A 24,613-nucleotide genomic window follows, 5' to 3' on the forward strand; every position below is an offset into this window, starting at 1 on the left:
ATGCACGCAACTGAGCCGCTGTTCCAGGCCAGTCAGTATTTGCAGGCCTTGCAGGGTTACTGGTGGCCTTTTTGTCGGTTGATGGCCGTGTTCAGCATGGCGCCGCTGTTCAATCACAAGGCCATGTCGCGAAAAATCCGTGTGTTGCTGGCACTGGTCATTACGGCGGCCGTGGGCGCCGCGTTGCCGACAGTGCCCCAGATTGACCCCTTGTCTGCCCGTGGTGTGATGACCGCCCTGGAGCAGATCGCCTTCGGCCTGATGCTCGGGCTGACCCTGCAACTGGTGTTCACAGTGTTCAGCGTGGTCGGCGAGGTGGTGTCGTCGCAAATGGGCATGAGCATGGCCCGCTACAACGACCCGATAAACGGGGTGTCCTCGTCCTCCATCGTTTACCAACTGTATTTCGTGTTGCTGGCCTTTCTGTTTTTGGCCATTGACGGGCACCTGCTGGTGCTGAGTGTGCTGTTCAAAAGTTTCAGTCACTGGCCGGTGGGCAGCGGCCTGAACTATCACAGCTACACCCTGTTTATCAAAGCCATTGCCTGGGTGTTCAGCGCCGCCGTGTTACTGACCCTGCCGATGGTGTTCTGCATGGTGCTGGTGCAGTTCTGCTTTGGCCTGCTGAACCGTATTTCCCCGTCCATGAACCTGTTTTCACTGGGGTTCCCGATCACCATTGTGGTCGGCCTGCTGTGCATTTACATGACCATCCCTAACCTGCCGGAACACTACTTGCACCTGACCCGCGAGTTGCTGGACAACATCGGCCTGATGATGGAGGACGGTCAAGGTGGCCAATGACAGCACCCAGGAAAAGACCGAAGAAGCCTCGCAGCAAAAGCTGCGCAAAAGCCGCGAGGACGGCCAGGTCACGCGCTCCAAGGACCTTTCCACCACGGTGTCGCTGCTGGTGACGCTGTTTATCCTCAGGCTCACCTTTGAGCGCTTTTATCAGGGGTTTCAGGACAGTTTTCGCATTTCGTTTTTGAACCTCAACTGGAGCGAGATCACCCAGCACGACCTCACCCTGATACTGGCTCACAACCTCGGTTTGTTTATCCAGATGCTCGCCCCCTTGCTGCTCACCAGCGTTTTGGTGGTGGTGTTTTCGCTGGTCCCGGGCGGGTGGGTATTTGTGGCCAAAAACTTCGCGCCAAAATTCAGCAAGCTCAATCCTGTTACCGGGCTGGGCCGGATAGTCTCCAAGCAGAACTGGATTGAACTGATCAAGTCGATGCTCAAGATCGCCTTGTTGATTGCCGTGGCCTGGACGCTGATCAGTGATGCCGTGCCGCACCTGATTGCGCTGCAACGCACCAGTTTGCTGACCGCCATCGGCACCTCTTTCAGAATTCTGTTTGATACCTTGCTGGCGCTGATGGGCATCTTCGTGGTGTTCGCCGCCATCGACATCCCGATCCAAAAGTATTTCTTTCTTAAAAAGCTGCGCATGACCAAGCAGGAGCGCAAGGAAGAACATAAAAATCAGGAAGGCCGTCCCGAGGTCAAAGCGCGGATCAAACAGATTCAGCGCCAGATTTCTCAGCGCCAGGTCAGCCACGTGATGAAGACCGCTGACGCCGTGATCGTCAACCCACAGCACTACGCCGTGGTGCTCAAATACGACATCAAAAAAGCCCAGGCCCCTTACGTGGTGGCAAAAGGCGTCGACGAGATGGCCTTGTACATCCGCACGATGGCGGCCGCCAACGCGCTGGAGGTGCTGGAGATACCGCCGCTGGCCCGGGCGATTTACTTCAGCACACAGATCAACCAACAGATTCCGAGCCCGCTGTATGCCGCCGTGGCACACGTGCTGACCTACATCCTGCAACTAAAAGCCTACAAAAGCGGCCTGCGCGCCAAGCCGCAACTGCCCGACAACCTCCCTATTCCAGAACGCATGGCGAACAAGGCGTAATCATGAACGTACTGCACACCCTCCTGCCGACACTTCGCAGCGGACGTATCGGCATCCCGGTGGTGATCCTGTCCATTCTGGCGATGATCATCTTGCCCTTGCCGCCCTTGCTGCTGGACGTGTTGTTCACGTTCAACATTGCCATGGCGGTGCTGGTATTGATGGTCAGCGTGTCCTCGAAAAGCCCGCTGGATTTTTCGCTGTTCCCCACCGTGATTCTGGTCACAACCCTGTTGCGCCTGACCCTTAACGTAGCGTCTACCCGTATTGTGCTGCTCGAAGGCCATACGGGCACGGGCGCAGCCGGCAAAGTGATTGAGGCCTTCGGTGAGGTGGTGATCGGCGGCAACTTTATTGTCGGCATGATCGTATTTGTGATCCTGATGATCATCAACTTCATGGTGGTGACCAAAGGCGGCGAGCGTATTTCCGAGGTAACAGCGCGCTTCACCCTGGACGCCCTGCCCGGCAAGCAAATGGCGATCGATGCCGACCTCAATGCCGGTCTGATTACCCAGGATCAAGCCAAACAGCGCCGCCAGACCATCGCCAAGGAAGCCGACTTCTACGGTGCAATGGACGGCGCTTCGAAGTTTGTACGCGGTGATGCGATCGCTGGCATCCTGATCCTCACCATCAATCTGTTTGGCGGTTTTGCCATTGGCATGTTCGTTTACGACTTGCCTGCCGGGCTGGCTTTCAAACAGTACGCGTTGTTGACCATCGGCGACGGTCTGGTGGCGCAAATCCCGGCGTTGCTGCTGTCAACCGCCGCAGCCCTGATCGTGACGCGTATCAATGAGTCCGCCGAAATCACCACCCAGGTGCGCCGACAGTTGCTGGCATCCCCCAGTCTGCTGTACACCGTAGCCGGCATTCTGCTGGTGCTGGGCATTGTGCCGGGCATGCCGCATCTGGCCTTTCTCAGCTTTGCCGCGGTGGTGGCCGGGCTGGCGTGGTGTGTCTCGCGCTATCAATCACCGACAGAGGCGCAAGAACTCGACGCGGTCAGCGCACTCAGCGAATCCATGCAGCACGAGCGTGCCCACACTTTGGCGTGGGAAGACATTCCTCACGTTGAACGGCTGTCAGTGTCTCTGGGCTACAAATTGGTCGGGCTGGTCAACGAAGCAGCGGGCGCACCGTTGACACACCGGGTGCGCGGGTTGCGCCAGTCTTTGTCAGAAAACCTGGGGTTTCTGTTGCCTGAAATCCACATGCGCGACAGTTTGCGACTCAAAGCGGCCTATTACGCGATCCATATCAACGGCGAGCAGATCGAGGGCGCCGAGGTGCATGCAGACCACCTGATGGCGATTGCCTCAGCGCAGTTGTATGGCGAAATCGATGGCATCCTGGGTATTGATCCGGCTTATAAAATGCCGGTGGTATGGATCAAGCCTGCCGATAAAAGTCGGGCGCTCAACCTCGGTTATCAAGTGGTGGATTGCGCGGGCGTGGTGGCCACACACTTGAACAAAGTGATTCGCGATCACCTGGCCGATATTTTCAAACACGACGATGTCGACCATCTGATGCAACGCCTCGGCGAAGTGGCGCCCAAGCTGGCAGACAACCTTAAAGCGCAGCTCAACTACACCCAACAACACAAGGTGTACCGCCAGTTGCTGACCGAAAACATCTCACTGCGCGACATCGTCACGGTGGCTAGCGCCTTGGTAGAAAGCAGTGAAAACACCAAGGATCCGGTGCTGCTGGCGGCGGATGTGCGCTATGCATTGCGCCGCAATATCGTGGCCAGCATTACCGGGCGCCGCGACGAAGTCAGTGTCTTTGTGTTGGATAACGCCCTTGAGAACACCTTGCTCGGCGCGCTGAGCATTGCCCAGCAAGCCGGGCCGGTGAGCCTGGACAGCATTGCGGTGGAGCCGAATCTGCTTAACCAGCTGCAAAATGCCATGCCGATTGTCAAAGAGAAACTGCGCAAGGACGGCCACCCTCCGGTGCTGACCGTCATGCCGCAACTGCGCCCGCTGTTGGCCCGCTATGCCCGAGTGTTCAGCCCGGGGCTGCACGTGCTGTCGCAGAACGAAATACCGGAAAACGTCAGCGTTAACATAGTCGGGACCTTGGGCTAGCGCGTATGACCTGCGGTCCCTGTGATCGACTTACTTATCCGACTTGATACTGGTCCAGGTGCGGGTGCGCACCCGCTCCAGTTTCTGCGGCAGCGGTTTGACGATGTACAACGACTTCAAGGCCTCAGGCGTCGGTGTCAGGTTGGGGTTGTCGGTAATGTCCTTGTTGATCAACGCCAGCGAGTCTTTGTTGGCGTTGGGGTAGCCGAGGAAATCACTGATCCCGGCAATCACCTTTGGCTCCAGCAAGGTGTTCAGAAACTGGTGAGCCTCTTCGACGTTTTTCGAACTTTTAGGAATCGCGAAGGTGTCGAACCAGATGGGCGCCCCCTCTTTAGGCAAGCGCCAGTCAACCACTACGCCGTTACCGGCTTCCTTGGCACGATTGGCAAACTGATAAAAGCTGCCCGAGTAACCGATGGCCACGCAAATATCGCCATTGGCGATGTCGGTCATGTACTTGGCGGAATTGAAGTAGGTGACGTAGGGGCGGATTTTCAGCATCAGCGCCTTGGCCTTTTCATAGTCGGCCGGGTTTTCACTGTTGGGGTCCAAACCCAGGTAGTGCAACGCCACCGGCAGAATTTCTGACGGCGAGTCGAGCATCGCTACGCCACAGGATTTGAGTTTTTCCATGTTCTCGGGTTTGAACACCAGGTCCCAACTGTCCACCGGCGCGTCGTCACCCAGCGCTGCCTTGACCTTGGCCGGGTTGAAGCCGATCAACACGGTGCCGACCATATACGGCACAGCGTATTGGTTGCCGGGGTCATTCGCTTCCAACAGTTTGAGCAGGGCCGGGTCCTGATGCTGCCAGTTGGGCAGTTTGGACTTGTCGAGCTTCTGGAACACCCCGGCTTTGATCTGGGTGTCGAGAAACTGATTGGACGGCACCACCAGGTCATAGCCCGAGTTGCCGGTCAGTAACTTGGCCTCAAGGGATTCATTGGTATCGAACGTGTCCCATATCACACGGATGCCCGTCTCGCGGGCAAAGTCTTTGGGCACGGACGGCAAGATGTAATCCGCCCAGTTATAAACACGCAGCTCACGCTGTTCAGCGTGCACGGCAGCGGCCAGCAGCGACAGCGAGCACACGGCTGCGCCCAGTAAATGTTTTATCGAGACCATGAAGGAGTTCCCCAAAGTGGCGTGAGATCGCCAGGTTCTGTACACGGCAGCGGCCTGCAAATGGCCAAGGGCACATCTATTATTTTCTTATTAGAGTGTCAGTGGTTTTGATTCTTGCTGAGCACTTTGCCGGATCACAGTGGCAGACCGGCCAAAAAGGGATGGATCTGGCCAATCTGTGTGACCCAATCGGTATCTGCCACCGTTAAACTACTGATGTAGAGGGAGAACAGGATGTCTTTCACGGCGATCAACGGCTTTGTCGCAGAGCCGGCGCGTCAATATTTTGCTCAATTACGCCCGCATTCAGCGTCGTGCGTCGATGAAGGATTATGCGGCCTGACCAGCGTGGTGTAAGGCTCAGGACCCGTAGCAGCACTACTCGTCAGCAGCTACGGGGACGGGGGCGGCTACAGGGCGCCTCGCAATGGTCACCACGTGGACCAACAGGCCGAACAGCAACCCCCAGAATGCTGCGGACAACCCTAAAAAGGACACACCCGAGGCCGTCACCAAAAAGGTGAACAACCCGGCGTCGCGCTCCTGCGGTTCGCTCAGGCTGCGCACCAGCGCAGCGCTAATGGCTCCGTACAAGGCCAAGCCCGCCAATGCGGCGATCAAGGCCGCTGGCAAAGCCTCAAACACCGACACCACTGTCGCCCCTGCAATGCCGAACAGCAGGTAAGCCACACTGCCCGACAATGCCGCAATGTAACGGCGCCGGGGGTTTTCGTGGGCCTCCTTGCCGGCACACAAGCTGGCGGTAACGGCCGCCAGATTAAGCCCGTGACAACCGAACGGGGCCAGCAGCAAACCACCGATTGCCGTACTGCTGATGATCGGACTGGCCGGAGTGGTGTACCCCGCTGTGCGAAGCACCGCCATACCCGGCACAAACTGCCCGGTGAGTGCGACCAGCACCAGCGGTAACGCAAGGCTCAAGGTGGCTGACAGACTGAACTCAGGGCTGATCCACTGCGGGGTCGCCCACTCGAACACCAACGCCTCGGCGCGCAAATTCCCGCTTGATAACGTGATAGCGACACCCGCCAATAGCACGCCCGCAACGGCATAGCGCGGCCAGGAGCGGCGCATGACGATATAGGTGATGAACATGCCCAGCACCAACCCCGGTTGCACGGGCAATGCACGAAACACCTCAACCCCGAAGGCAAACAGAATACCTGCCTGCATGCCGGCGGCAATTGAACCTGGCAAGCGTTTAATGATGCGATCGAATGCCCCCGTAACCCCCATCAGCAACAAGATCACATTCGCCACCAGATACGCCCCCACCGCCTGATTAATACCGATCTGTGGCAGCGCCCCGACCAGCAGAGCAGACCCCGGAATGGACCAGGCGATCACGACCGGCACGCGATAGCGCAGGCTCAAGGCAGCGCCGAGTACAGCGCTGCCGATAGAGATGGCCCACACCCAGGAGGACAACATCCGGGGTGACAACTGCGCGCTTTGCGCCGCATGAAACACAATCACCAGCGGCCCGGCATAAGAAATCAGCGTGGCGATCACTCCGGCAATCAGCGCGGACAACGAGCAGTCCTTGAACACCGTTTTCATGGATAAGCCACCGCTTCGACCACGCGCCGTTGCGGGCTGAAGGTGAACAGCAACATGGCCAGTGCAGCCACTGCCCCCGGCACGGCGAACGCCATAAAGTTGAGTTGCAGCGGCAGGTTCATGCCCATCAGCGCGCCCCCCAGCAGCGGTCCGAGAATCGCGCCATTGCGGCCAATACCGGAGGCCCAGCCAAGGCCGGTGGAGCGAATCGACTGGCCGTAGCTCTGTGCCGTGACCGCATACAGGAGGATTTGCGTACCGACTGTGGTGCCACCGGCCACAAAGATCAGCAGATACAACAACAAGGGCGCACTTTTGAACCCCAGCAAGGTGACTGTCACGGCGGCGACGAGGAAGAACACCACCATCACTTTGCTCAAACTCAAACGGTCTCCCAGCCAGCCGCCAAACACGGCCCCGACCATGCCGCCGAAATTAAGCACCAACAGAAATGACAGGCTCGAACCGAGGCTATAGCCTGCGCTCGCCATCATTTTCGGCAGCCATGAACTCAAGGCGTAGACCATTAACAGGCAACAGAAAAACGCCACCCATAAACACAGCGTACGCAGGGCCCGACCGTCACGAAACAGCTCCAGAACAGCAGCCCCTCTCCCCTTGGTATCTGCCATGAACAAAGTGTCATGCTCGCCACCTGCCAGTGCCGGGTCGATTTTTTGCAGGATGCGTCGCGCTTTTCCGGTTTGCCCCTGACGCAATAGAAAGCCCACGGACTCTGGTAACAGCCAGAGAATCACCGGCAGCAACAACAGCGGCACCACTGCTGCAAAAAACATCGACTGCCAGCCGAACTGCGGCAGCAAATAGATACCCACGCCCGCCGCAAGCACACCGCCCAGTGAGTAACCGCTGAACATGATTGCCACCAGCGTGCTGCGCAAGCGCTTGGGCGCATACTCGCTCATCAGCGCCACGGCATTGGGCATCAGCCCGCCGCAACCTAAACCGGCGATGAAACGACATAGGCCGAACTCCGTCGGATTGCTGGCAAAACCATTGACCAAGGTGGCGGTGGAAAACAGCAAGAAGCAAATCGCGATGCCTTTTTTGCGCCCGATTTTGTCGGCCAGCGTGCCGAACACTAATGCCCCGAACATCATCCCGAACAGCGCATAACTGCCCAGTGCACCCGCTTGCAAGGGGGTTAGCCCCCATTCCAGCATGATGGACGGGAGCACCACGCCGAAAATGAGCAGGTCGTAGCCATCAAAAATCAGTAGCAGCGCACACAGCGCCACCACTGAGCCGTGGAAGCGGCTAAAACGTGCGTTATCAATCACCTGATGAACGTCTATCTCTCGCATGGCGTCGTCACTCTTGTTTTTATTGTGGTCGCTGCACGTGCAGGTTTAAGCAGCATAGGGAGGGGGTTTGCATGCCTCTAGCCGATTTCTGCGCATCGCTATCCATTTCCTGCATCGCTGTTAACGGGATGACAATCGCATCTGAGATGTTATAAGGTAACAGTCTTTCCGCCTTCCCCTTGTTTGTGACCCTCTAATGACAACCACTCTCCATGCCCCGCCTTCAAGCCAGCGCTTGCTGTCCATCGACGCCCTTCGCGGGTTGGTGATTCTGTTTATGCTGTTGGACCATGTGCGCGAAACATTCTTTTTACATCGCCAGGTCGCAGACCCGATGAACATTGAACTCACCGACCCCGTCCTGTTTTTCAGCCGCACCCTCGCTCATCTGTGCGCGCCAGTATTCGTATTGCTGACGGGCCTTTCGGCGTACCTGTTCGGCGAAAAATATCAGGGCACTCGCGACGTTTCGGCCTTTCTGTTCAAGCGCGGGCTGTTTCTGGTGGTGCTGGAGTTCACGCTGGTCAACTTCGCCTGGACCTTTCAATTCCCCCCCACAGTGATTTACCTGCAAGTGATCTGGGCCATTGGCGTCAGCATGATGGCTTTGGCGGCGCTGGTATGGTTGCCGCGCCCGCTGCTGTTACTCGTGGCGTTAATCATTATTGGCGGGCACAACCTGCTCGATTCAGTCCATTTCCCGCAGGGTTCAGCCCTGCATGTGCCGTGGGCGGTGCTGCATGATCGCGGCTGGATCGAGTTCTCGCAGAACCTGCGACTGCGCACGTCGTACCCGCTATTGCCATGGATAGGTGTGATCGCGCTGGGGTACTGCATGGGCCCGTGGTTCGCACGCAGCGCCTCGGCCAGCCAGCGTCAGCAATACCTGTTGCGGGCAGGTTTGGGCGCCCTGCTCGGCTTTGTGCTGTTGCGATTATTCAATGGGTATGGCGAGGCTGCGTGGGTGAAGCACGAACACTGGCTGGCCACCCTGATGAGCTTCTTCAACATCACCAAGTACCCGCCTTCCCTGCTGTTCCTGGCATTGACGCTGGGTGCAGGCCTGCTGCTGTTACTGGCCTTTGAGCGAGCGCAGCAGCGTGCCTGGGTTCGCACCCTCGCGGTGTTTGGTGCGGCGCCCATGTTTTTCTATCTGCTCCATCTATACGCCTTGAAAGTGCTTTATCTGATCGGCGTCGCGGTGTTCGGTCTTAATCAGGGCAGTTACTTTGGATTCGACAGTATCGTCACCGTCTGGCTGATGGCTGTGTTGCTGGCTGCGGCGCTTTACGTGCCCGTGCGCTGGTTTGCAGCACTCAAAAACCGGCGTCGAGATGTGTCATGGCTGAAATACTTCTGACAATGAGTTTTTCCCCTATCCGCGACGTGTTCGTCTAACATGCCGCCGCCGGTCCCCCAACGGGATTAAAAGGGAATCCGAGGTGCTGTCAAAGCGCCAAACGGAACTGCCCCCGCAACTGTAGGTGCTGAGCCTGCTCCTTGAACGCCACTGGGTCACCCCCGGGAAGGTTGGAGCCGGGCGATGACGCATCAGTCAGGAGACCTGCCGGCACAGCAACACCTACTGACCGGCGGGGTGCCCGGGAAGGACATCTTTGCTGCGCGTGTCATTCACTTGACCGTCCTTGCCCGGCTGAAAAAACCGTGCTCAACGATGTGTTTCCAGGCCGTACGCTCCCGCTCTGTGTACGATCCAAATGGAGATTGCATCATGCTGCTGTTCCGCGTTGCCGCACTTGCCACCGCCTTGGGCGTGCCTGCCCTGGCTCAGGCCGCCCCCACCCACTATCCACTGACGATAGAAAACTGTGCCACCGCGCTGACATTTCAGCATGCCCCGCAACGCGCCGTGACCATCGGCCAGGCCGGGACTGAAATGCTCTATGCCTTGGGGTTGGGCGACAAGCTGGTCGGCACATCTCTATGGTTCAACGACGTCTCTGACCAGTACAAGGCCCAGAACGACAAGGTTGAGCGGCTGGCAGACAACGACCCCAGTTTCGAAGCAGTGATTGGCAAGCGCCCTGAACTGGTCGCCGTGCAGTTGGAGTGGATGGTCGGACCACAAGGCGTGGTCGGCACTCGCGAGCAGTTTCATGAGCTGAACATCCCGACCTATTTGATGCCCTCGGATTGCGAAGGCAAAGACAATCTGGTCGGTGCTGATGGCACACGCCTGCAACCCTTCCGTATCGACAGCCTGTACAAAAGCATCAGTCAGTTGGCGCAGATTTTCGATGTACAGGATCGCGGTGAGGAACTTAACGCAGTGCTCAACGCGCGTCTGGAAAGATCCCTGGCTTCGATCAAGGGCAAAGACCTGAAGCACACCAGCGCGCTGTTCTGGTTTTCCAGCGCAGACCTCGACATCGACCCCTATGTGGCGGGTCGCAAGGGCATCCCTGACTTTATGCTCAATACGCTGGGCGTGCGCAATGTGGTGGAGTCCGACGAGGAATGGCCAACGGTTGGCTGGGAAACCCTGGCCAAGGCCAACCCGACTTTTGTGGTCATCGCACGCATGGATCGCCGTCGCTTCCCCGCGGACGACTATCAGAAAAAGCTCGAATTCCTGCGTTCTGATCCAGTGACTCGCAACATGGATGCGGTTAAAAACAATCGCATCATCATTCTCGATGCTGACGCCATGCAGGCCAGCCTGCGACTGTTTGATGGATTTGAAACACTGGCAAACGCTATCCATAACAGCAACGCGGCCCAATGAGTGTGAGGTTGATGCCTTGGTGTGCGTCCCTGGCGATGCTGGTGCTGGCCATCCTTGCCGGGGTAGCCATTGGTGAAACCGCCATTGAGCCGGGCGTGGTTGTACGAGTGCTGGCCAACAAGATGTGGGGCGCCGGGTACGTGTTGGACCCGATCGATGAAGGCATTGTGTGGAACTACCGACTGACCCGTGCGCTGGTCGCGGCCGCCTGCGGTGCCGGGCTGGCCACCTGCGGGGTGGTGCTGCAGTCACTGTTGCGCAACCCTCTGGCCGATCCCTACCTGCTCGGCATTTCTGCCGGCGCTTCAACCGGTGCAGTATTGATTGCCTTACTGGGCTTGGGTGCCGGGGCGATCAGCTTGTCGGTGGGGGCATTTGCTGGCGCCATAGCCGCTTTTTCACTGGTGGTTTTGCTGGCCCGTGCCAGCGGCCCCGCCAGCGGAACCGGCCAAATCATCCTGGCTGGCATCGCGGGCTCACAACTGTTCAACGCCATCACCGCTTTTCTGATCACCAAATCGGCCAGTGCCGAACAGGCGCGCGGCATTATGTTCTGGTTACTGGGCAATCTCAGCGGCGTGCGCTGGCCTTCGGTGTGGCTGGCCGTACCCGTGGCTGTGGTCGGGCTGGCGGTGTGCCTGTGGCATCGCCGGGCGCTGGATGCTTTTGCCTTTGGCAGTGATTCCGCCGCCTCACTGGGTATCCCGGTGCGCCGCGTGCAGTTCCTGCTGATCAGCTGTGCGGCGCTGATCACGGCCGTGATGGTGTCCATTGTCGGCTCCATCGGTTTCGTCGGCTTGGTAATCCCCCACGCAGCGCGCCTGCTGTTGGGCACGGGCCATGGCCGGCTGTTGCCTGCCAGCGCACTGGGTGGCGCCTTGTTTCTGATCGCGGCAGACATTCTTTCGCGCACCCTGATCAAGGGGCAGGTGATCCCCGTCGGTGTCGTCACCGCACTGGTGGGCGCACCGGTGTTTGCGTTGATACTGATAGGCCGCAGGAGTGCCCGATGACGGATGAGCGTACGGTGCTGAGTTGCCACGACCTGAGTTACGCGGTGCGCGATTGCGTGCTGCTAAAGGGTATCAATCTGAAGGTTCGCGCTGGCGAGACGCTGGGCATTGTCGGCCCGAACGGTTCGGGTAAATCGACCCTGATCAAACTGCTGGCCAATCTACGGCCAGCCAGTCAGGGCCAGGTGCTGTTGAACGGACAGCCACTGCGGGCAATGGCCCGGCGGTGTATTGCGCAGCAACTGGCCGTGGTCGAGCAACAGGCCGATACCCACGACGCGCTGAGTGTGTTCGATGCCGTTGCACTGGGCCGCACACCTTGGCTGTCGGCCCTGCGCCCCTGGTCGGTCGAAGACACTGCCATCGTCGAGCAAGCGCTGCGCGATGTGGATGTTAGCCACCTGCGCAAGCGGATTTGGCGCGATCTTTCGGGCGGCGAGCGTCAGCGCGTTCACATTGCCCGGGCCTTGGCCCAGCGCCCGCACATTCTGCTGCTGGACGAACCCACCAACCATTTGGACATCCTGCATCAACTGTCTATTTTAAAAGCCGTGCAGAAGTTGTCCGTCACCACACTGATCGCTCTCCATGACCTTAACCAGGCACTGAGTTGCGACCAGGTGGCGGTGCTGGAACGGGGGCATCTGGTGGCTCTGGGCAAACCCTGTGATGTGCTGACCCCTCAACGCGTGCACGCCACATTTGGCGTGCACGCCCATTATTTAACGGACCCTTTTGACGGGGCCAAGATTCTGCGTTTGCGCCCCTCTTGAACCTTTTATGGATAAACCACGATGCGTATTTCTTCCCTTGTTGTGCTGTTGAGTGCTGCCCTGCTCTGTTCATCTGCGCTGGCCCAAACCCATGAAGTGAAAATGCTCACCCGTAGCGCAACAGCCGGCATGGTCTATGAGCCGGATTACTTACAGATAGCGCCCGGCGATACCGTCAAGTTCGTCGCCACACAGAGCGGCCATAACGCCGCCACTTTGCCGGGGCTACTGCCTGAAGGGGCGCAAGCGTTCAAAGGCAAAATAAACGAGGAAATTGAACAGACTTTTACCGTCCCGGGGCTTTATGGCATCCAATGCATTCCGCACCTGGCGATGGGCATGGTGATGCTGATTCAGGTCGGCGAACCGGCCGCACAAGCCCCCCAACTGCCCGCAACCCTGCCCAAGCGTGCACTGGACCGCATGACCGCTGCATTGCATAAACAGCAGGCGGCTCAATGACCGGCCTCTACTCACGCTCCGCGCTACTGCTGACCCTTGCCAGCCCCTTGGCATTGGCTGAGTCGGCACAGGAGCAAGCCAAGGGTTTTATCGAAGACAGCACCTGGGGCGTGCTAAACCGCACGGTGTATGACCATCGCGAATATCGCCACGGTGGCCGCAACAGTGGCTCACGCAATGCCTACAAGCCACGCTCCGAGCGCAACGGGTATGCCGAGGAATGGGCCTACGGATTAATGGGCACTCTGCAATCAGGTTTTACCCAAGGGCTTATCGGTGTCGGTATTGATGCTCACGGCTATCTGGCACTAAAACTGGACAGCGGTGGCGGCCGTGCGGGCAAGGCCCGTCTGCTGGGGCTGGATAACGACGGCTACCCCAAAGACAATTACGGCCGGGGCGGCGCAGCGGTCAAGCTGCGCTTGTCCAACACGGTGGTGTCTTACGGTGAGCAGCGCGTCAAAACCCCGGTGTTCAGCTCGTCCGACAGCCGTCTGCTGCCCGAGACAGCCACCGGCGTATTTGTTACCAGCAACGAGTTCAATGCCCTGAAAATGGTTGGCGGGCACTTTACCGAGAGCACTGACCGCAACGCCAGCAGCCACAATCAGGGCTTTGTGGTGAACTATTCGAACGGGCCAAAAGGTGATGCATTTGACCTTGCCGGAGTGGTCTACACCCCGGCCAAAAACCTGACGGCCAGCCTGTACACGTCTCGTTATGAAGACACCTGGAACCAGCAGTACCTGGGCACCGTGTTCAGTCAGGCCATCAATGACAACCAGTCCCTTTCGCTGAATCTGAACCTGTATCGCACCACCGATGAAGGCAAGGCGTTGTCAGGCACTATCGATAACACCACCTGGAGTTTGCTTGGCACCTACGCCCACGGCCCGCATAACTTCAGCCTCGGCTACCAGAAAGTGCACGGCGACACGCCCTTTGACTACGTGACACGGGGCGCAATTTTCATCACCAATGCCGTGCAATTGTCTGACTTCAACGGGCCCAACGAGCAATCGTGGCAAGCTCGCTACGACCTGGCCATGACCCCGTGGGGCCTGCCCGGGCTGGTGTTCAGCGCAGCCTATGTGCGCGGCAGCCATATCGACGGCAGCCATGTAGACCCCAAAGGCGGCTATGCGTATTTAGGTTATGGCAAGGATGGGAAACACTGGGAACGTGATCTGGAGGCGCGTTATGTGGTGCAAAGCGGTAGCGCCAAGGGTGCCGTCATTTCACTGCGGCACAACGTTCATCGAGGTAATACCGCGCAAGCGGAACTGGACACGGACCAGATTCGCTTGGCCATTGAATACCCGCTAACCGGCCGTTTCTGACGGGCTATGGCAAACGGCACTGCATATGGGTCGTTTGCCAGAGCGGATCGTCCTCTACATCCGTTACGGTTAAACCCTGTCGACGCCAGAACTCGATGGCGCCAGGCAGAAACGGGTGGGTGTGCAGATACATCAGCTCGACTGCGGCCTCGACTGCACGGGCTTTCAATGCATCGTAGAGCGCTCTAGCCACCCCTGAACGGCGACACTGCGGCAGCACAAACAAGCGCACCACCTCAACCACCTTGAGATCTCGGTAATCCAGTTGTGCGAAACGATGGTCATAGGGCACATAGCCAATCGAGGCGACGATGCGACCCCTCTGACGCGCAATCAGAAAGCAGCCCTCGCCCTGAAGATAGGTCTGTTCAAAATGAGCCAGATCGGCAGGCATACCGCTGGCACTCAACTTGGGAAACAGCGCGGCACGGGCCTGAAGCACAAAGGCCCGCGTTTGCGGGACGTCGGCTGAAGTGACCTGTTCAATCGTGATCATGTAGCACATCAATCCTGTAGCCAGCGACTCGGCGCAGAACTTTGTAGCAGCTGCCGCAGGCTGCGTCCGGCGGCGAAGCCGTCGTAAATCCTGACATTGCGAGTGGTCTGATTTTGCGACCGCTGCGCGCTCGATCGCAGCCTTCGTCTGCGGCTACACAATCCCGGCGTCACGCCTTAGTGCATGTGCTGATGGTCATGCATCGGCATGGTGTTCAAAGCACGCGCCTGCGCCTGGACTTCTATCGATTCCTTGGCCCCTTTACTGTCTTCGACAATCAGGGTCAGCGGTACATGATCGCCCTCTTTGATCTGGCCCACGAGGTCAATCAGCATCACGTGATAACCCTCAGGTTCAATGTTGACGGTTTTACCCGCCGGCAAAGCGATTGAAGGAACAGCCTGCATGCTCATCACGTCGTTTACCATCTTCGACTCATGAATTTGCACGGTTTTGGCGACTGGCGACTTGACCTCTACCAGCTTGCTGTCAGTGTTGGCAGTAATGTGCATAAAGGCACCGCTGGACGGCTGGCCGGGCACCGTAGCGCGCACCCACGCATCATCAACCACGGTTTGTGCAGACACATGCAGACTCATGCCCAGTAACGACAACATCAGATACTTAACAGTTTTCATGGTATTGGCTCATTCAAAGGACGTTAAATCAGCAGACTGACATCACCGTCAGCAGGTCTTCGGCGCACTGCTTGGCGGAGAGCGATGGCGACAAGCCCATGCGCAATACACCACGGGAATCAAAGACAAAACTGGTGGCCGTGTGCGATAGGGTATACGACGAACCGGTAGGGATCTTCTCGTAAAACACCTTGAATTCCTTCGCCGTGGCAGCAGTCTCTTCCAGCGTGCCGGACAGCGAGATAAAGGTCGGATCGAAGGCTTTTACGTAAGCATCGAGCATGGCAGGTTTGTCCCGCTCCGGGTCCAGGGTGATGAACACCACCTGCAAGCGGTCACCGTCCGGGCCCATCAACTTCTTGGCTTGTGCCGCACGCGCCAGTGCAGTCGGGCAGACCGCCGGACACTGAGTAAAACCGAAGAAAATCATCGGCATCATTCCGCGGAAACTGCCCAGCATCACTTCGTTGCCATCCACGTCACGCAGCTTGAACTTGCGCCCGAGAATCTCGTTGCTCAGATCTTTTGCGTACTTGTAAGACAAACCGCTGCCCATGTCGCAGCCCGAAAGTAAACCAAGACTGAGCACGCCAAGGCCTGCAAGCACGTGGCGGCGAGTCAGTAATTCGTTCATGTCATCGTTCCTCTAAGCGACTTCGACTGCATTCAGAAGCCTTGAACCTGCGCAATGCGCGGCAGGCGTGTACGCGGCTCGACCCAAGGGGGCTAATGCGTACGATTGCTGTGGGGTAGACCTTTACATGGGGGGCGAATTTACCACTCTCAACAACTTACCGCACGGCGGGTATGCCCTTATTTAGTGCGTCGCGTTACTAACAGCCAGTAAAACCGGGCAATGCGAGCGGCATGCGACAAATCGTCTCATGCGACTTAAAGACCTGCGTATTTTTCACATCCTCATCACCCGTCATCTACAGAGAGCCCTCTAGGGTGCAAGGCGAACTCGATTCAGCTCACTGTCAGGTCAGGACGGATACCTTCTCGTGCAAGAAAAACAGTTGTTAAGCCCTACGGTGCGCGGCATGAACGCAATCAAACATTGGCGCCATGAACACAACGCTTTGCTGCTCCTGTTAAGCGTATCGGCCTTGATGCTGTTACTGGGGCTGGGTTCACGGGAACTCTGGGGGCCGGAAACACGCTGGGCCAATATCGCGTTGCAAATGATACAGAGCGGCGACTATCTGGACCCTTATCTCATGGGTTCGCCGTACTACGACAAGCCATTGCCCTCGTACTGGTTGATCACCGCCGCAGCAGGGCTGACGGGTGGCTTAAATCACTGGTCGCTGCGTTTGTCTTCAGTCATCGCTGCGTGGCTGAGTATCTGGCTGGTGTACTTGATAGGCGAGCGTCTGTTTCGAAAAGACACCGGCCTGATCGCAGGCTGGATGCTGGCCAGCACGTTTTACTTTGTGTTTTGGGGGCGGGTCGCGACAGCCGACATCCTGACCGTATGCGGGTTGCTGGCGGCTATTTGGTGGTACTGGCGCGGCCCTGATGACACGCGGTTGAGCCGGTACTGCGTGTTCTTCTTGCTACTGGCGGTCACATCTCTGCTCAAAGGCCTGATCGGTTTTATCCTGCCTGGCCTTGTGTTGCTGCCCCATTTACTCAGTGAACAACGCTGGAAGCGCCACCTCAACGGACGTTTGGGCATGGCCGTGGTGATGGCCGCGGCAGTCTACCTCTTGCCGTTTGTGCTCTCACACGTCTATGGCACTGCGACCTATGGCCAAAGCGGCCTGGCGTTGGTATTGCGTGAAAACGTGGTGCGATTTTTCCAGCCTTTCGACAATTTGGGACCTGTTTACACCTACCTGATTTACTTGCCGGTCTACACCTTGCCGTGGGCACCTTTCTGGTTAGTCGGCCTCTGGGCTGCGGTGCGCCAATGGCGACACCTGGAGCCCAATGCTCGCTGGCTGGTGTGGGCGTTGTTGCTACTGTTTGTATTTTTTACGGCCAGCGGCAGTCGGCGCAGTTACTACGTGCTGCCGCTGGTGCCCTTTGCCCTGCTTCTGGCGGCCTGGTGGGTAACGCAGCGCACAGGGCTGACCAAGGGCTGGAAGATAGGTCTTGGCGCAGCCAGCGCGCTCGTGCTGGCTGTACTCGCGGGGTTTTACCCATGGTCCAATGCAGGGGGCGGAATAGCCGTGTTCGGGCAGCAGGTCAAGGCACAAGCATCAAAGCTAGCGCCTTGGGATCAATGGCGCATGGTGATGATCGACGTTGATAACAAGCTGCCGTTGTATGTGCAGAATCAGGGCGAACCGTTCTATTTTGTTGAAGCCGGGACGGTACCTGACCAGGGAACAGACAGTGCGCACTTTATGGCCTGGCTGGATAAAACCAGTGGCCAGCATTTCAACCCCCGGCGCACATTGATATTCACTCAATATCGCAGTGGTGATCCCCTGCCCCTGGGTTACCTGAGCGTGGATCATCAAGTGATTGTCAGCCAGCCCGACAACGGCGACCGATTAGTGCATCGCCGTGAATGGAATAGCGTGGCGTATGTCCCCTTGACACACCAGGGGACACACACACTGCCTGTTCAGGATTAACGATTGACCGGTGTACGCATGGTCACGAACTCTTCGGCGGCCGTGGGGTGAACGCCGATGGTTTCGTCGAAGTGTTGCTTGGTGGCACCTGCTTTCAAGGCAATCGCCAAACCTTGCACGATCTCGCCCGCCTCTGGCCCAACCATGTGGCAGCCCAGCACTTTGTCGGTGTCGGCATCGACCACGAGTTTCATCAAGGTGCGCTCCTGACACTCTGTAAGCGTCAGTTTCATGGGGCGGAAACTGCTTTCGAATATATGCACCTTGTGCCCGTCTTCGATGGCCTGCTCTTCACTCAGCCCCACTGTGCCAATGTTGGGCAAGCTGAACACCGCTGTCGGGATCATCTTGTAGTCCACTGCACGGTATTGCTCAGGCTTGAACAGGCGCCGTGCCACGGCCATGCCTTCAGCCAGAGCAACCGGCGTAAGCTGTACGCGACCAATCACATCGCCGATAGCGAGAATGGACGGCTCAGCACTTTGATACAGCTCATCGACCTCAACAAAACCGCGCTTATCGAGTTTGACGCCGGTGTTTTCCAGGCCAAGGTTGTCCAGCATCGGACGCCGTCCGGTTGCATAGAACACACAGTCGGCCATCAACTCACGGCCATCTTTGAGCGTGGCTTTTAAACTGCCATCAGGCTGCTTGTCGATGCGTGCAATGTCGGCATTGAATTGCACATCCATGCCGCGCTTGGTCAGTTCTTCGTGCAAGTGTTTGCGCACCGCACCATCGAAGCCACGCAGGAACATTTCGCCGCGGTACAGCAAGGACGTCTTGGCACCCAGCCCGTGGAAAATCCCGGCAAACTCCACGGCAATATAGCCACCGCCTACCACCAGCACTCGCTTGGGCAGTTCTTTAAGGAAGAATGCCTCGTTGGAACTGATCGCGTGCTCATGGCCGGGTATTTCGGGAATCTGCGGCCAGCCGCCCGTGGCAATCAAAATATGCTTGGCGGTATGACGCTGGCCGTTCACTTCCACTTCATGCGGGCCGGTGATCTTGGCATGCCCTTCCATCAAGGTAACGCCACTGTTGACCAGCAGGTTGCGATAGATGCCATTAAGGCGATGGATTTCACGGTCCTTGTTGGCGATCAGTGTCGCCCAGTCAAAGTTCGCTTCACCCAGACTCCAGCCAAAACCCGACGCCTGCTCGAAGTCTTCAGCGAAGTGGGCACCGTACACCAACAGTTTTTTAGGCACGCAACCCACATTGACGCACGTACCGCCCAAGTAACGGCTTTCTGCCACAGCGACTTTTGCACCGAAGCCCGCTGCAAAACGAGCCGCACGCACGCCGCCCGAACCGGCACCAATTACAAACAAATCAAATTCGTAGGCCATTTCGCTCTCCCAGGAAGTCCAACAGCATAATCGCTCCGGCGCGATTCACCAGCGCCGGGCTTGCCGAAGGCTAACAAACGACAAAGCCACCCGGAGGTGGCTTAGTCTTGAAACACACTCAACACAGGCGGTGTTAGTAAGCTTTGCCCGTTTTGTAGAAGTTTTCGAAGCAGAAGTTGGTCGCTTCGATGTAGCCTTCAGCGCCGCCGCAGTCGAAACGTTTGCCTTTGAATTTGTAGGCAATGACACAACCGTTTTGCGCTTGTTTCATCAGGGCGTCGGTGATCTGGATCTCGCCACCTTTGCCCGGTTCGGTCTGTTTGATCAGCTCAAAGATGTCCGGGGTCAAAATGTAACGACCGATGATGGCCAGATTCGAAGGCGCATCTTCCGGTGCCGGTTTTTCGACCATGTTGCGTACGCGATACAGGTCATCCCCAATCAAATCGCCGGCGATAACGCCGTACTTGTTGGTTTCTGCCGGATCAACTTCCTGAATGGCGATGATGGTGCAGCGGTACTGGTTGTACAGCTTGACCATTTGCGTCAGCACGCCATCGCCTTCCAGGTTAACGCACAAGTCATCGGCCAATACGACGGCAAAGGGTTCGTCGCCGATCAGCGGGCGGCCAGTCAGAATGGCGTGACCCAAACCTTTCATTTCAGTTTGACGGGTATACGAGAACGAGCACTCGCTCAGCAGACGACGGATGCCGACCAGGTACTTTTCTTTGTCAGTACCCTTGATCTGGTTTTCCAGCTCATAGCTGATGTCGAAGTGGTCTTCGAGTGCCCGCTTGCCGCGCCCTGTCACGATGGAGATTTCGTTCAGACCGGCATCCAGTGCTTCCTCAACCCCGTACTGGATCAGTGGCTTGTTCACCACCGGCAGCATTTCTTTAGGCATGGCTTTGGTCGCTGGCAAAAAGCGAGTGCCGTAACCGGCTGCTGGGAACAAGCATTTCTTGATCATATGAGTCCTTTAAAGGGCTGTACGTTCGAATTTGGCGCAGTCTAATCAGGCGGCTGCAGCGTTACAATGGCCCCTGATAGCAAACTGATCCCTCATAGAGAAAATTAGTGCCAGTTAGTTCATTTATTACATATTTTTCATCTTCAGGACGGGTTTATTGAACCTATGACGCTGCCCCCCGGTCTGCTCATCGGTACGGGCAACCTGCCATATAAGCCGCCTGCGATGAGTAATTGGCGCTATTATTGCTTCAACTTCCCAGTCAATAAGGCCTACGCTCCATGTCAGCTCCAACTAACACCATCAATGGTTACCTGATCAAGAAAGACGGCAATGACCAATGGTGGATTGCCGATGCTTCAGATGAAAACGTGGCCGGCCCTTTTACCTCAGAACAGTCCGCCATCGAGGTGGCTTCTGTGTTTCAGGATCAGCCCGCAGCACCCGCCCGCAAAGGCAAAAGTAAATCCTGACCTCTCACTTTTGATGATGACCCTCAATGAAAAAAGCCCTGACACTACTCGCACTTCTGGCGCTTGGCGGCTGTGCCACTGCATCTAACACCTACTTGGCCGATGGCAAACAAGGTTTGAGCATAGACTGTTCTGGCGAAGCCATGTCGTGGGCCAAGTGCTACGAAAAAGCTGACGCGTCTTGCGCAGGCACCGGTTATTCAATTGTCGGGACAGACGGCTCACCTGCGGTCAAGGAAAGCGACAAGACCCTCGGCGTTGATGTAGGGAATTTCAACAGCCGAAATATTGTTGTCGTGTGCAAGTAAAGACGGGGTCATCAGGCATGCCTGACGCTGCGTGGCGCAGTCGTCAGGCTCAAAGCCCTGACAGAGCTTGATGGCGGTCTGGTTAACCAGAAATGCAGTGCGTTGCGGCTTTGCGAATGTCACCTGGTCGAACAGGTACATTCGACATGCTTTCGTAAACCTTGATACTGCTGCCACCCGAACGCTCTTCGATATCAATCACGGCGGTCGGATTGGAAGTCAACTTTTGCGGGACGATGATTCGTAACCCTTCTTTATGCGGTTCAATCTGCGGTGCCTTACGTGTCTTCGACAACTGTTGCACCAGGCACTGAGCGTACGCATCAGGCTTCTTGCCTGAAATCACACTCATGGTCGGTAACGTCTGCTCAATATCCGTAACTGATGCACAGCCACCCAAAGCCAGCATCGCCAGCAAAACGCCCCACTTCATACATGTCCTCCGTTAAAGATCTTACGACCGTAAATTCCCGAATTTTCTCCCTGATAGAGGGAATAAAGATTCTGCTGTGGCGATTTGTCCGGATTTTACGTCAGAAATATCGCATCGCGGCATAATAAGCGCCTTTAGACCCCTGTTAGTACTAAAGCACATGTTATCTTGCTGATTTTTTAGCGACAGCAGCCCTTATTGGAGCACCCATGAAGTTTATCCACCAGCGCGAGCATTTGAACGAGGACGACATCGTCGTCATCGAATGCTCCCAGCCTTGCAACATTCGTCTGATGAGCGACGCACACTTTCGCAGCTTCAAAAATGGCGGGCGTCATTCGTATCACGGTGGTGCGTTCAAGGACTTCCCGGCCCGCATCACGGCGCCGAGCACAGGTTTCTGGAACATTACCATCGACACCGTCACCAGCCGTGCGATCAGCGTTACCCGCAAGCCTAGCTTCCAGCCGACCATTAAAATCGTCCGTCGCTCCAGCTCAAAGCTACGCTAAGCCTGACGCCCATAGCCTTTAAATACAGGAAATAGCGTGAACACACCTTCCGAGACAAAAAAATACGTCATCAAATACACACTCAACGGCCAACGTCGTTTCGAGTTTGTGCAGCTGAGCCAAAAATGTGATGAAGAAGCGCGTGCAAAGCTTGAGCGCATGCACGCCCCTGAAGACAAGATCACTGATGTAAAAGTCAGCAAGCCTCTCTGAACATGACGTTCGACCTGTTTGCCGATCATGACCTGCAGCAACCTGACCGGCTTGATCGTATCGGCGAGCAAGCCGTCGTTTTGCGCGGGTTTGCTTTGCCATGGGTCGACTCATTGCTGGCGGCACTGACACCGGTGCTGCGCCAATCGCCTTTTCGGCAGATGCAAACACCCGGTGGCTACACGATGTCGGCACGCCTTAGCAGTTGTGGCGCCCTGGGCTGGACAACCGACCACCAGGGCTATCGCTACAGCTCTGTTGATCCGTTGACCGCACAGCCTTGGCCAGCCATGCCTGAGGTCTTTTTGGCACTGGCTGAAGCTGCAGCCAGTGCCGCAGGGTTCAACACCTTTGTGCCCGACGCGTGCCTGATCAACACCTATTGTCCGGGGGCAAAAATGTCTTTGCACCAGGACAAGAACGAGCGGTGCTTTGACGCCCCTATCGTGTCAGTTTCTCTGGGTTTACCCGCTGTCTTTCAGTTCGGCGGGTTTTCACGCAGCGATACGGCTCAACGCATCTCGGTGTTTCACGGCGACATTGTGGTGTGGGGCGGTGTCGACCGCTTGCGCTATCACGGTGTACTGCCGGTTAAAACCGGCCATCATCCGTTGCTGGGTGAGCAACGACTCAATATCACCCTGCGCAAGGCAGGTTGAGTCGCACGCTGCAGCTTGCAGGGCGCAAAACGCTATAAATTTGTTTTTATACCGTTTATCTTCCTAGCGCCCCGACAACGCAATAACGCCGGGCTGCCCTCTTTTCTACATGGAGTTTTGTCATGCACGTTCGCGCTCGCCTGTTTGCCCCCACTGTGCTTGCGGCACTGATCACCAGCTTCACAGTTGGCACCGCCTGCGCCGATGACGTGCAAGTGGCTGTGGCAGCCAACTTCACGGCACCGATTCAAGCCATTGCCCGCGACTTCGAAAAAGATACCGGGCATAAGCTGATCGCAGCGTATGGCGCCACCGGCCAGTTTTATACGCAAATAAAAAACGGCGCCCCCTTTGAGGTGTTTTTGGCAGCCGATGACAGCACCCCCGAGAAACTTGAAAAAGAAGGCGACACCGTCCCCGGCTCACGTTTTACCTATGCCGTGGGCACCCTCGCCTTGTGGTCCGCCAAGGACGGCTTCGTCGACCCGGCGGGTCATGTGCTCAAAGATGGCACCTACCAGCACCTGGCTATTGCCAACCCCAAAGCAGCCCCTTATGGATTGGCTGCCACGCAGGTATTGGACAAGATGGGCCTGACCGAGAAGGTCAAAGACAAGATTGTTGAAGGCCAGAACATCACGCAGGCCTATCAGTTCGTATCGACAGGCAACGCGCAATTGGGTTTTGTAGCCCTGTCGCAAATTTACAAGGATGGCAAGGTCAGCAGCGGCTCCGCCTGGATCATCCCTGAGGCCATGCACGATCCTATCAAGCAAGATGCAGTGATTCTCAAGAAGGGCGCGAACAACCCTGCTGCCAAGGCGCTGACGGAGTATCTGAAAGGGCCTAAAGCCGCTGCCATTATCAAATCCTACGGCTATCAACTGTAAATGCCGCTCTCGAGTGCCGACTTTTCTGCGATCTGGCTGACCTTCAAACTGGCGTCTTTGACCACCGTCATTTTGTTGCTGGTCGGCACTCCAATCGCCCTTTGGCTGGCACACACCCGTTCACGCTTACGCGGCCCGATCGGCGCAATCGTCGCTCTGCCCCTGGTGCTACCGCCTACCGTCATCGGCTTCTACCTGTTGCTGGCAATGGGCCCGCACGGTTACGTCGGGCAACTGACGCAAATGTTGGGTTTAGGAACATTGACCTTCAGCTTCAGCGGGCTGGTCATTGGCTCGGTCATCTACTCCATGCCCTTTGTCGTGCAACCTTTGCAAAATGCATTTACGGCCATCGGCCCAAGGCCGCTTGAAGTCGCGGCAACGTTACGGGCCAACCCGTGGGACTGCTTTTTTACCGTCGTCTTGCCGCTGGCACGACCGGGCATTGTCACGGCCGCCATTTTGGGCTTTGCCCATACGGTGGGTGAATTTGGTGTTGTGCTGATGATAGGCGGCAATATTCCCGAGAAAACACGGGTAGTCTCCGTGCAAATCTACGATCACGTCGAAGCGCTTGAATACGCACAAGCGCACTGGCTGGCTGGAGCAATGCTGGTGTTCTCTTTTCTGGTGCTGCTGGCGCTCTATTCAAGTCGCAAATCGCAGAGCACCTGGAGCTGA

At 57.0% G+C, this 24,613-nt stretch carries 27 protein-coding genes and 1 riboswitch; of the genes, 18 read left to right on the top strand and 9 right to left on the bottom strand.

The genetic code is table 11. From position 1 onward, the window contains the following. Genes fliR through FJD38_RS15615 form a run of 3 tightly spaced genes read left to right on the top strand, consistent with a single transcriptional unit; the run spans position 1 to position 4,023 of the window. Complete coding sequence (fliR, locus tag FJD38_RS15605; protein WP_122782737.1) at positions 1 to 804, top strand: flagellar biosynthetic protein FliR; 804 nt, start codon at positions 1 to 3, stop codon at positions 802 to 804. Then, a complete protein-coding gene (flhB, locus tag FJD38_RS15610; RefSeq protein WP_146386148.1) occupies positions 794 to 1,924 on the top strand; it encodes a flagellar type III secretion system protein FlhB in 1,131 nt (376 codons plus the stop codon). Before fliR ends, flhB begins: the two co-directional genes overlap by 11 nt. Before the next feature lie 2 nt (positions 1,925 to 1,926). Continuing rightward, entirely contained in the window at positions 1,927 to 4,023 is a 2,097-nt protein-coding gene (locus tag FJD38_RS15615) for a flagellar biosynthesis protein FlhA (protein WP_122782735.1), read from the top strand. 30 nt (positions 4,024 to 4,053) lie between these two features. Here FJD38_RS15615 and FJD38_RS15620 read toward each other — a convergent pair whose 3' ends face one another. Further along, entirely contained in the window at positions 4,054 to 5,154 is a 1,101-nt protein-coding gene (locus FJD38_RS15620; protein WP_122782734.1) for a polyamine ABC transporter substrate-binding protein, read from the bottom strand. A gap of 234 nt (positions 5,155 to 5,388) precedes the next feature. On the opposite strand from FJD38_RS15620, the gene FJD38_RS24985 reads away from it, so the two are divergent. Continuing rightward, positions 5,389 to 5,511 (top strand): hypothetical protein, encoded by a 123-nt coding sequence (locus FJD38_RS24985; RefSeq protein ID WP_280116029.1) that lies wholly within the window; start codon positions 5,389 to 5,391, stop codon positions 5,509 to 5,511. A gap of 21 nt (positions 5,512 to 5,532) precedes the next feature. On the opposite strand, the gene FJD38_RS15625 is transcribed toward FJD38_RS24985, so the two are convergent. Next, positions 5,533 to 6,735 (bottom strand): benzoate/H(+) symporter BenE family transporter, encoded by a 1,203-nt coding sequence (locus tag FJD38_RS15625; protein ID WP_146386150.1) that lies wholly within the window; start codon positions 6,733 to 6,735, stop codon positions 5,533 to 5,535. Further along, on the bottom strand, positions 6,732 to 8,060 hold the full coding sequence (locus FJD38_RS15630; RefSeq protein WP_146386152.1) for an MFS transporter: 1,329 nt from the start codon (positions 8,058 to 8,060) through the stop codon (positions 6,732 to 6,734). Before FJD38_RS15630 ends, FJD38_RS15625 begins: the two co-directional genes overlap by 4 nt. A gap of 196 nt (positions 8,061 to 8,256) precedes the next feature. Between FJD38_RS15630 and FJD38_RS15635 the strand changes: the two genes are divergently transcribed. From FJD38_RS15635 to FJD38_RS15660, 6 genes are all read left to right on the top strand, one after another. Next, positions 8,257 to 9,420 (top strand): acetyltransferase domain-containing protein, encoded by a 1,164-nt coding sequence (locus tag FJD38_RS15635; protein ID WP_146386154.1) that lies wholly within the window; start codon positions 8,257 to 8,259, stop codon positions 9,418 to 9,420. 32 nt (positions 9,421 to 9,452) lie between these two features. After that, positions 9,453 to 9,646, top strand: a riboswitch (cobalamin riboswitch). Positions 9,647 to 9,792: 146 nt separating this feature from the next. Then, positions 9,793 to 10,806 carry an ABC transporter substrate-binding protein gene (locus tag FJD38_RS15640; RefSeq protein ID WP_122782730.1) on the top strand — a complete coding sequence of 338 codons (1,014 nt, stop codon included), beginning with the start codon at positions 9,793 to 9,795 and terminating at the stop codon, positions 10,804 to 10,806. Between the two features lie 11 nt (positions 10,807 to 10,817). After that, a complete protein-coding gene (locus FJD38_RS15645) occupies positions 10,818 to 11,819 on the top strand; it encodes a FecCD family ABC transporter permease (RefSeq protein WP_244302739.1) in 1,002 nt (333 codons plus the stop codon). After that, positions 11,816 to 12,592, top strand: coding sequence for an ABC transporter ATP-binding protein (locus tag FJD38_RS15650; protein WP_146386158.1), 777 nt, complete (start codon positions 11,816 to 11,818; stop codon positions 12,590 to 12,592). The genes FJD38_RS15645 and FJD38_RS15650 overlap by 4 nt, the downstream gene beginning before the upstream one ends. A gap of 21 nt (positions 12,593 to 12,613) precedes the next feature. Then, entirely contained in the window at positions 12,614 to 13,054 is a 441-nt protein-coding gene (locus FJD38_RS15655; protein ID WP_122782727.1) for a pseudoazurin, read from the top strand. Beyond that, positions 13,051 to 14,394: an OprD family porin gene (locus tag FJD38_RS15660; RefSeq protein ID WP_122782726.1), complete on the top strand. Its 1,344-nt coding sequence runs from the start codon at positions 13,051 to 13,053 to the stop codon at positions 14,392 to 14,394. Before FJD38_RS15655 ends, FJD38_RS15660 begins: the two co-directional genes overlap by 4 nt. 4 nt (positions 14,395 to 14,398) lie before the next feature. On the opposite strand, the gene FJD38_RS15665 is transcribed toward FJD38_RS15660, so the two are convergent. From FJD38_RS15665 to FJD38_RS15675, 3 genes are all read right to left on the bottom strand, one after another. Next, entirely contained in the window at positions 14,399 to 14,890 is a 492-nt protein-coding gene (locus FJD38_RS15665; protein WP_244302740.1) for a GNAT family N-acetyltransferase, read from the bottom strand. Positions 14,891 to 15,066: 176 nt separating this feature from the next. Then, a complete protein-coding gene (locus tag FJD38_RS15670) occupies positions 15,067 to 15,528 on the bottom strand; it encodes a copper chaperone PCu(A)C (protein ID WP_122782724.1) in 462 nt (153 codons plus the stop codon). Between the two features lie 28 nt (positions 15,529 to 15,556). Continuing rightward, entirely contained in the window at positions 15,557 to 16,162 is a 606-nt protein-coding gene (locus FJD38_RS15675; protein ID WP_122782723.1) for an SCO family protein, read from the bottom strand. A 409-nt stretch (positions 16,163 to 16,571) separates the two neighbouring features. On the opposite strand from FJD38_RS15675, the gene FJD38_RS15680 reads away from it, so the two are divergent. Next, the gene (locus FJD38_RS15680) at positions 16,572 to 18,116 is read left to right on the top strand and encodes an ArnT family glycosyltransferase (RefSeq protein WP_146386162.1); all 1,545 of its coding nucleotides are present in this window, start codon (positions 16,572 to 16,574) and stop codon (positions 18,114 to 18,116) included. Here FJD38_RS15680 and gorA read toward each other — a convergent pair. Together gorA and galU are read right to left on the bottom strand one after the other, a co-directional pair. After that, a complete protein-coding gene (gorA, locus tag FJD38_RS15685) occupies positions 18,113 to 19,471 on the bottom strand; it encodes a glutathione-disulfide reductase (protein WP_146386164.1) in 1,359 nt (452 codons plus the stop codon). The two genes, FJD38_RS15680 and gorA, sit on opposite strands and share 4 nt — an antisense overlap. Before the next feature lie 133 nt (positions 19,472 to 19,604). Further along, positions 19,605 to 20,444: a UTP--glucose-1-phosphate uridylyltransferase GalU gene (gene galU / locus FJD38_RS15690; protein WP_122782721.1), complete on the bottom strand. Its 840-nt coding sequence runs from the start codon at positions 20,442 to 20,444 to the stop codon at positions 19,605 to 19,607. Positions 20,445 to 20,725: 281 nt separating this feature from the next. Here galU and FJD38_RS15695 point away from each other — a divergent pair, with 281 nt between their 5' ends. Together FJD38_RS15695 and FJD38_RS15700 are read left to right on the top strand one after the other, a co-directional pair. Next, on the top strand, positions 20,726 to 20,917 hold the full coding sequence (locus FJD38_RS15695; RefSeq protein ID WP_146386166.1) for a hypothetical protein: 192 nt from the start codon (positions 20,726 to 20,728) through the stop codon (positions 20,915 to 20,917). Positions 20,918 to 20,943: 26 nt separating this feature from the next. Beyond that, positions 20,944 to 21,225: a hypothetical protein gene (locus FJD38_RS15700; RefSeq protein ID WP_122782719.1), complete on the top strand. Its 282-nt coding sequence runs from the start codon at positions 20,944 to 20,946 to the stop codon at positions 21,223 to 21,225. Positions 21,226 to 21,307: 82 nt separating this feature from the next. On the opposite strand, the gene FJD38_RS15705 is transcribed toward FJD38_RS15700, so the two are convergent. Next, positions 21,308 to 21,658, bottom strand: coding sequence for a hypothetical protein (locus FJD38_RS15705; RefSeq protein ID WP_122782718.1), 351 nt, complete (start codon positions 21,656 to 21,658; stop codon positions 21,308 to 21,310). Between the two features lie 209 nt (positions 21,659 to 21,867). On the opposite strand from FJD38_RS15705, the gene FJD38_RS15710 reads away from it, so the two are divergent. The 5 genes from FJD38_RS15710 to modB all read left to right on the top strand — a co-directional run bounded on the left by FJD38_RS15710 (position 21,868) and on the right by modB (position 24,613). Further along, entirely contained in the window at positions 21,868 to 22,170 is a 303-nt protein-coding gene (locus FJD38_RS15710) for a DUF1883 domain-containing protein (protein WP_003445729.1), read from the top strand. 36 nt (positions 22,171 to 22,206) lie between these two features. Continuing rightward, positions 22,207 to 22,383: a hypothetical protein gene (locus FJD38_RS24560; RefSeq protein ID WP_167654276.1), complete on the top strand. Its 177-nt coding sequence runs from the start codon at positions 22,207 to 22,209 to the stop codon at positions 22,381 to 22,383. 2 nt (positions 22,384 to 22,385) lie between these two features. After that, positions 22,386 to 23,042, top strand: coding sequence for a DNA oxidative demethylase AlkB (gene alkB / locus FJD38_RS15715; RefSeq protein WP_146386168.1), 657 nt, complete (start codon positions 22,386 to 22,388; stop codon positions 23,040 to 23,042). Between the two features lie 122 nt (positions 23,043 to 23,164). Beyond that, a complete protein-coding gene (modA, locus tag FJD38_RS15720) occupies positions 23,165 to 23,932 on the top strand; it encodes a molybdate ABC transporter substrate-binding protein (protein ID WP_146386169.1) in 768 nt (255 codons plus the stop codon). Further along, a complete protein-coding gene (gene modB / locus FJD38_RS15725) occupies positions 23,933 to 24,613 on the top strand; it encodes a molybdate ABC transporter permease subunit (protein ID WP_146386171.1) in 681 nt (226 codons plus the stop codon).

The sequence above is a fragment of the Pseudomonas saxonica genome, from assembly GCF_007858365.1.
Taxonomy (GTDB): Bacteria; Pseudomonadota; Gammaproteobacteria; order Pseudomonadales; family Pseudomonadaceae; genus Aquipseudomonas; species Aquipseudomonas saxonica.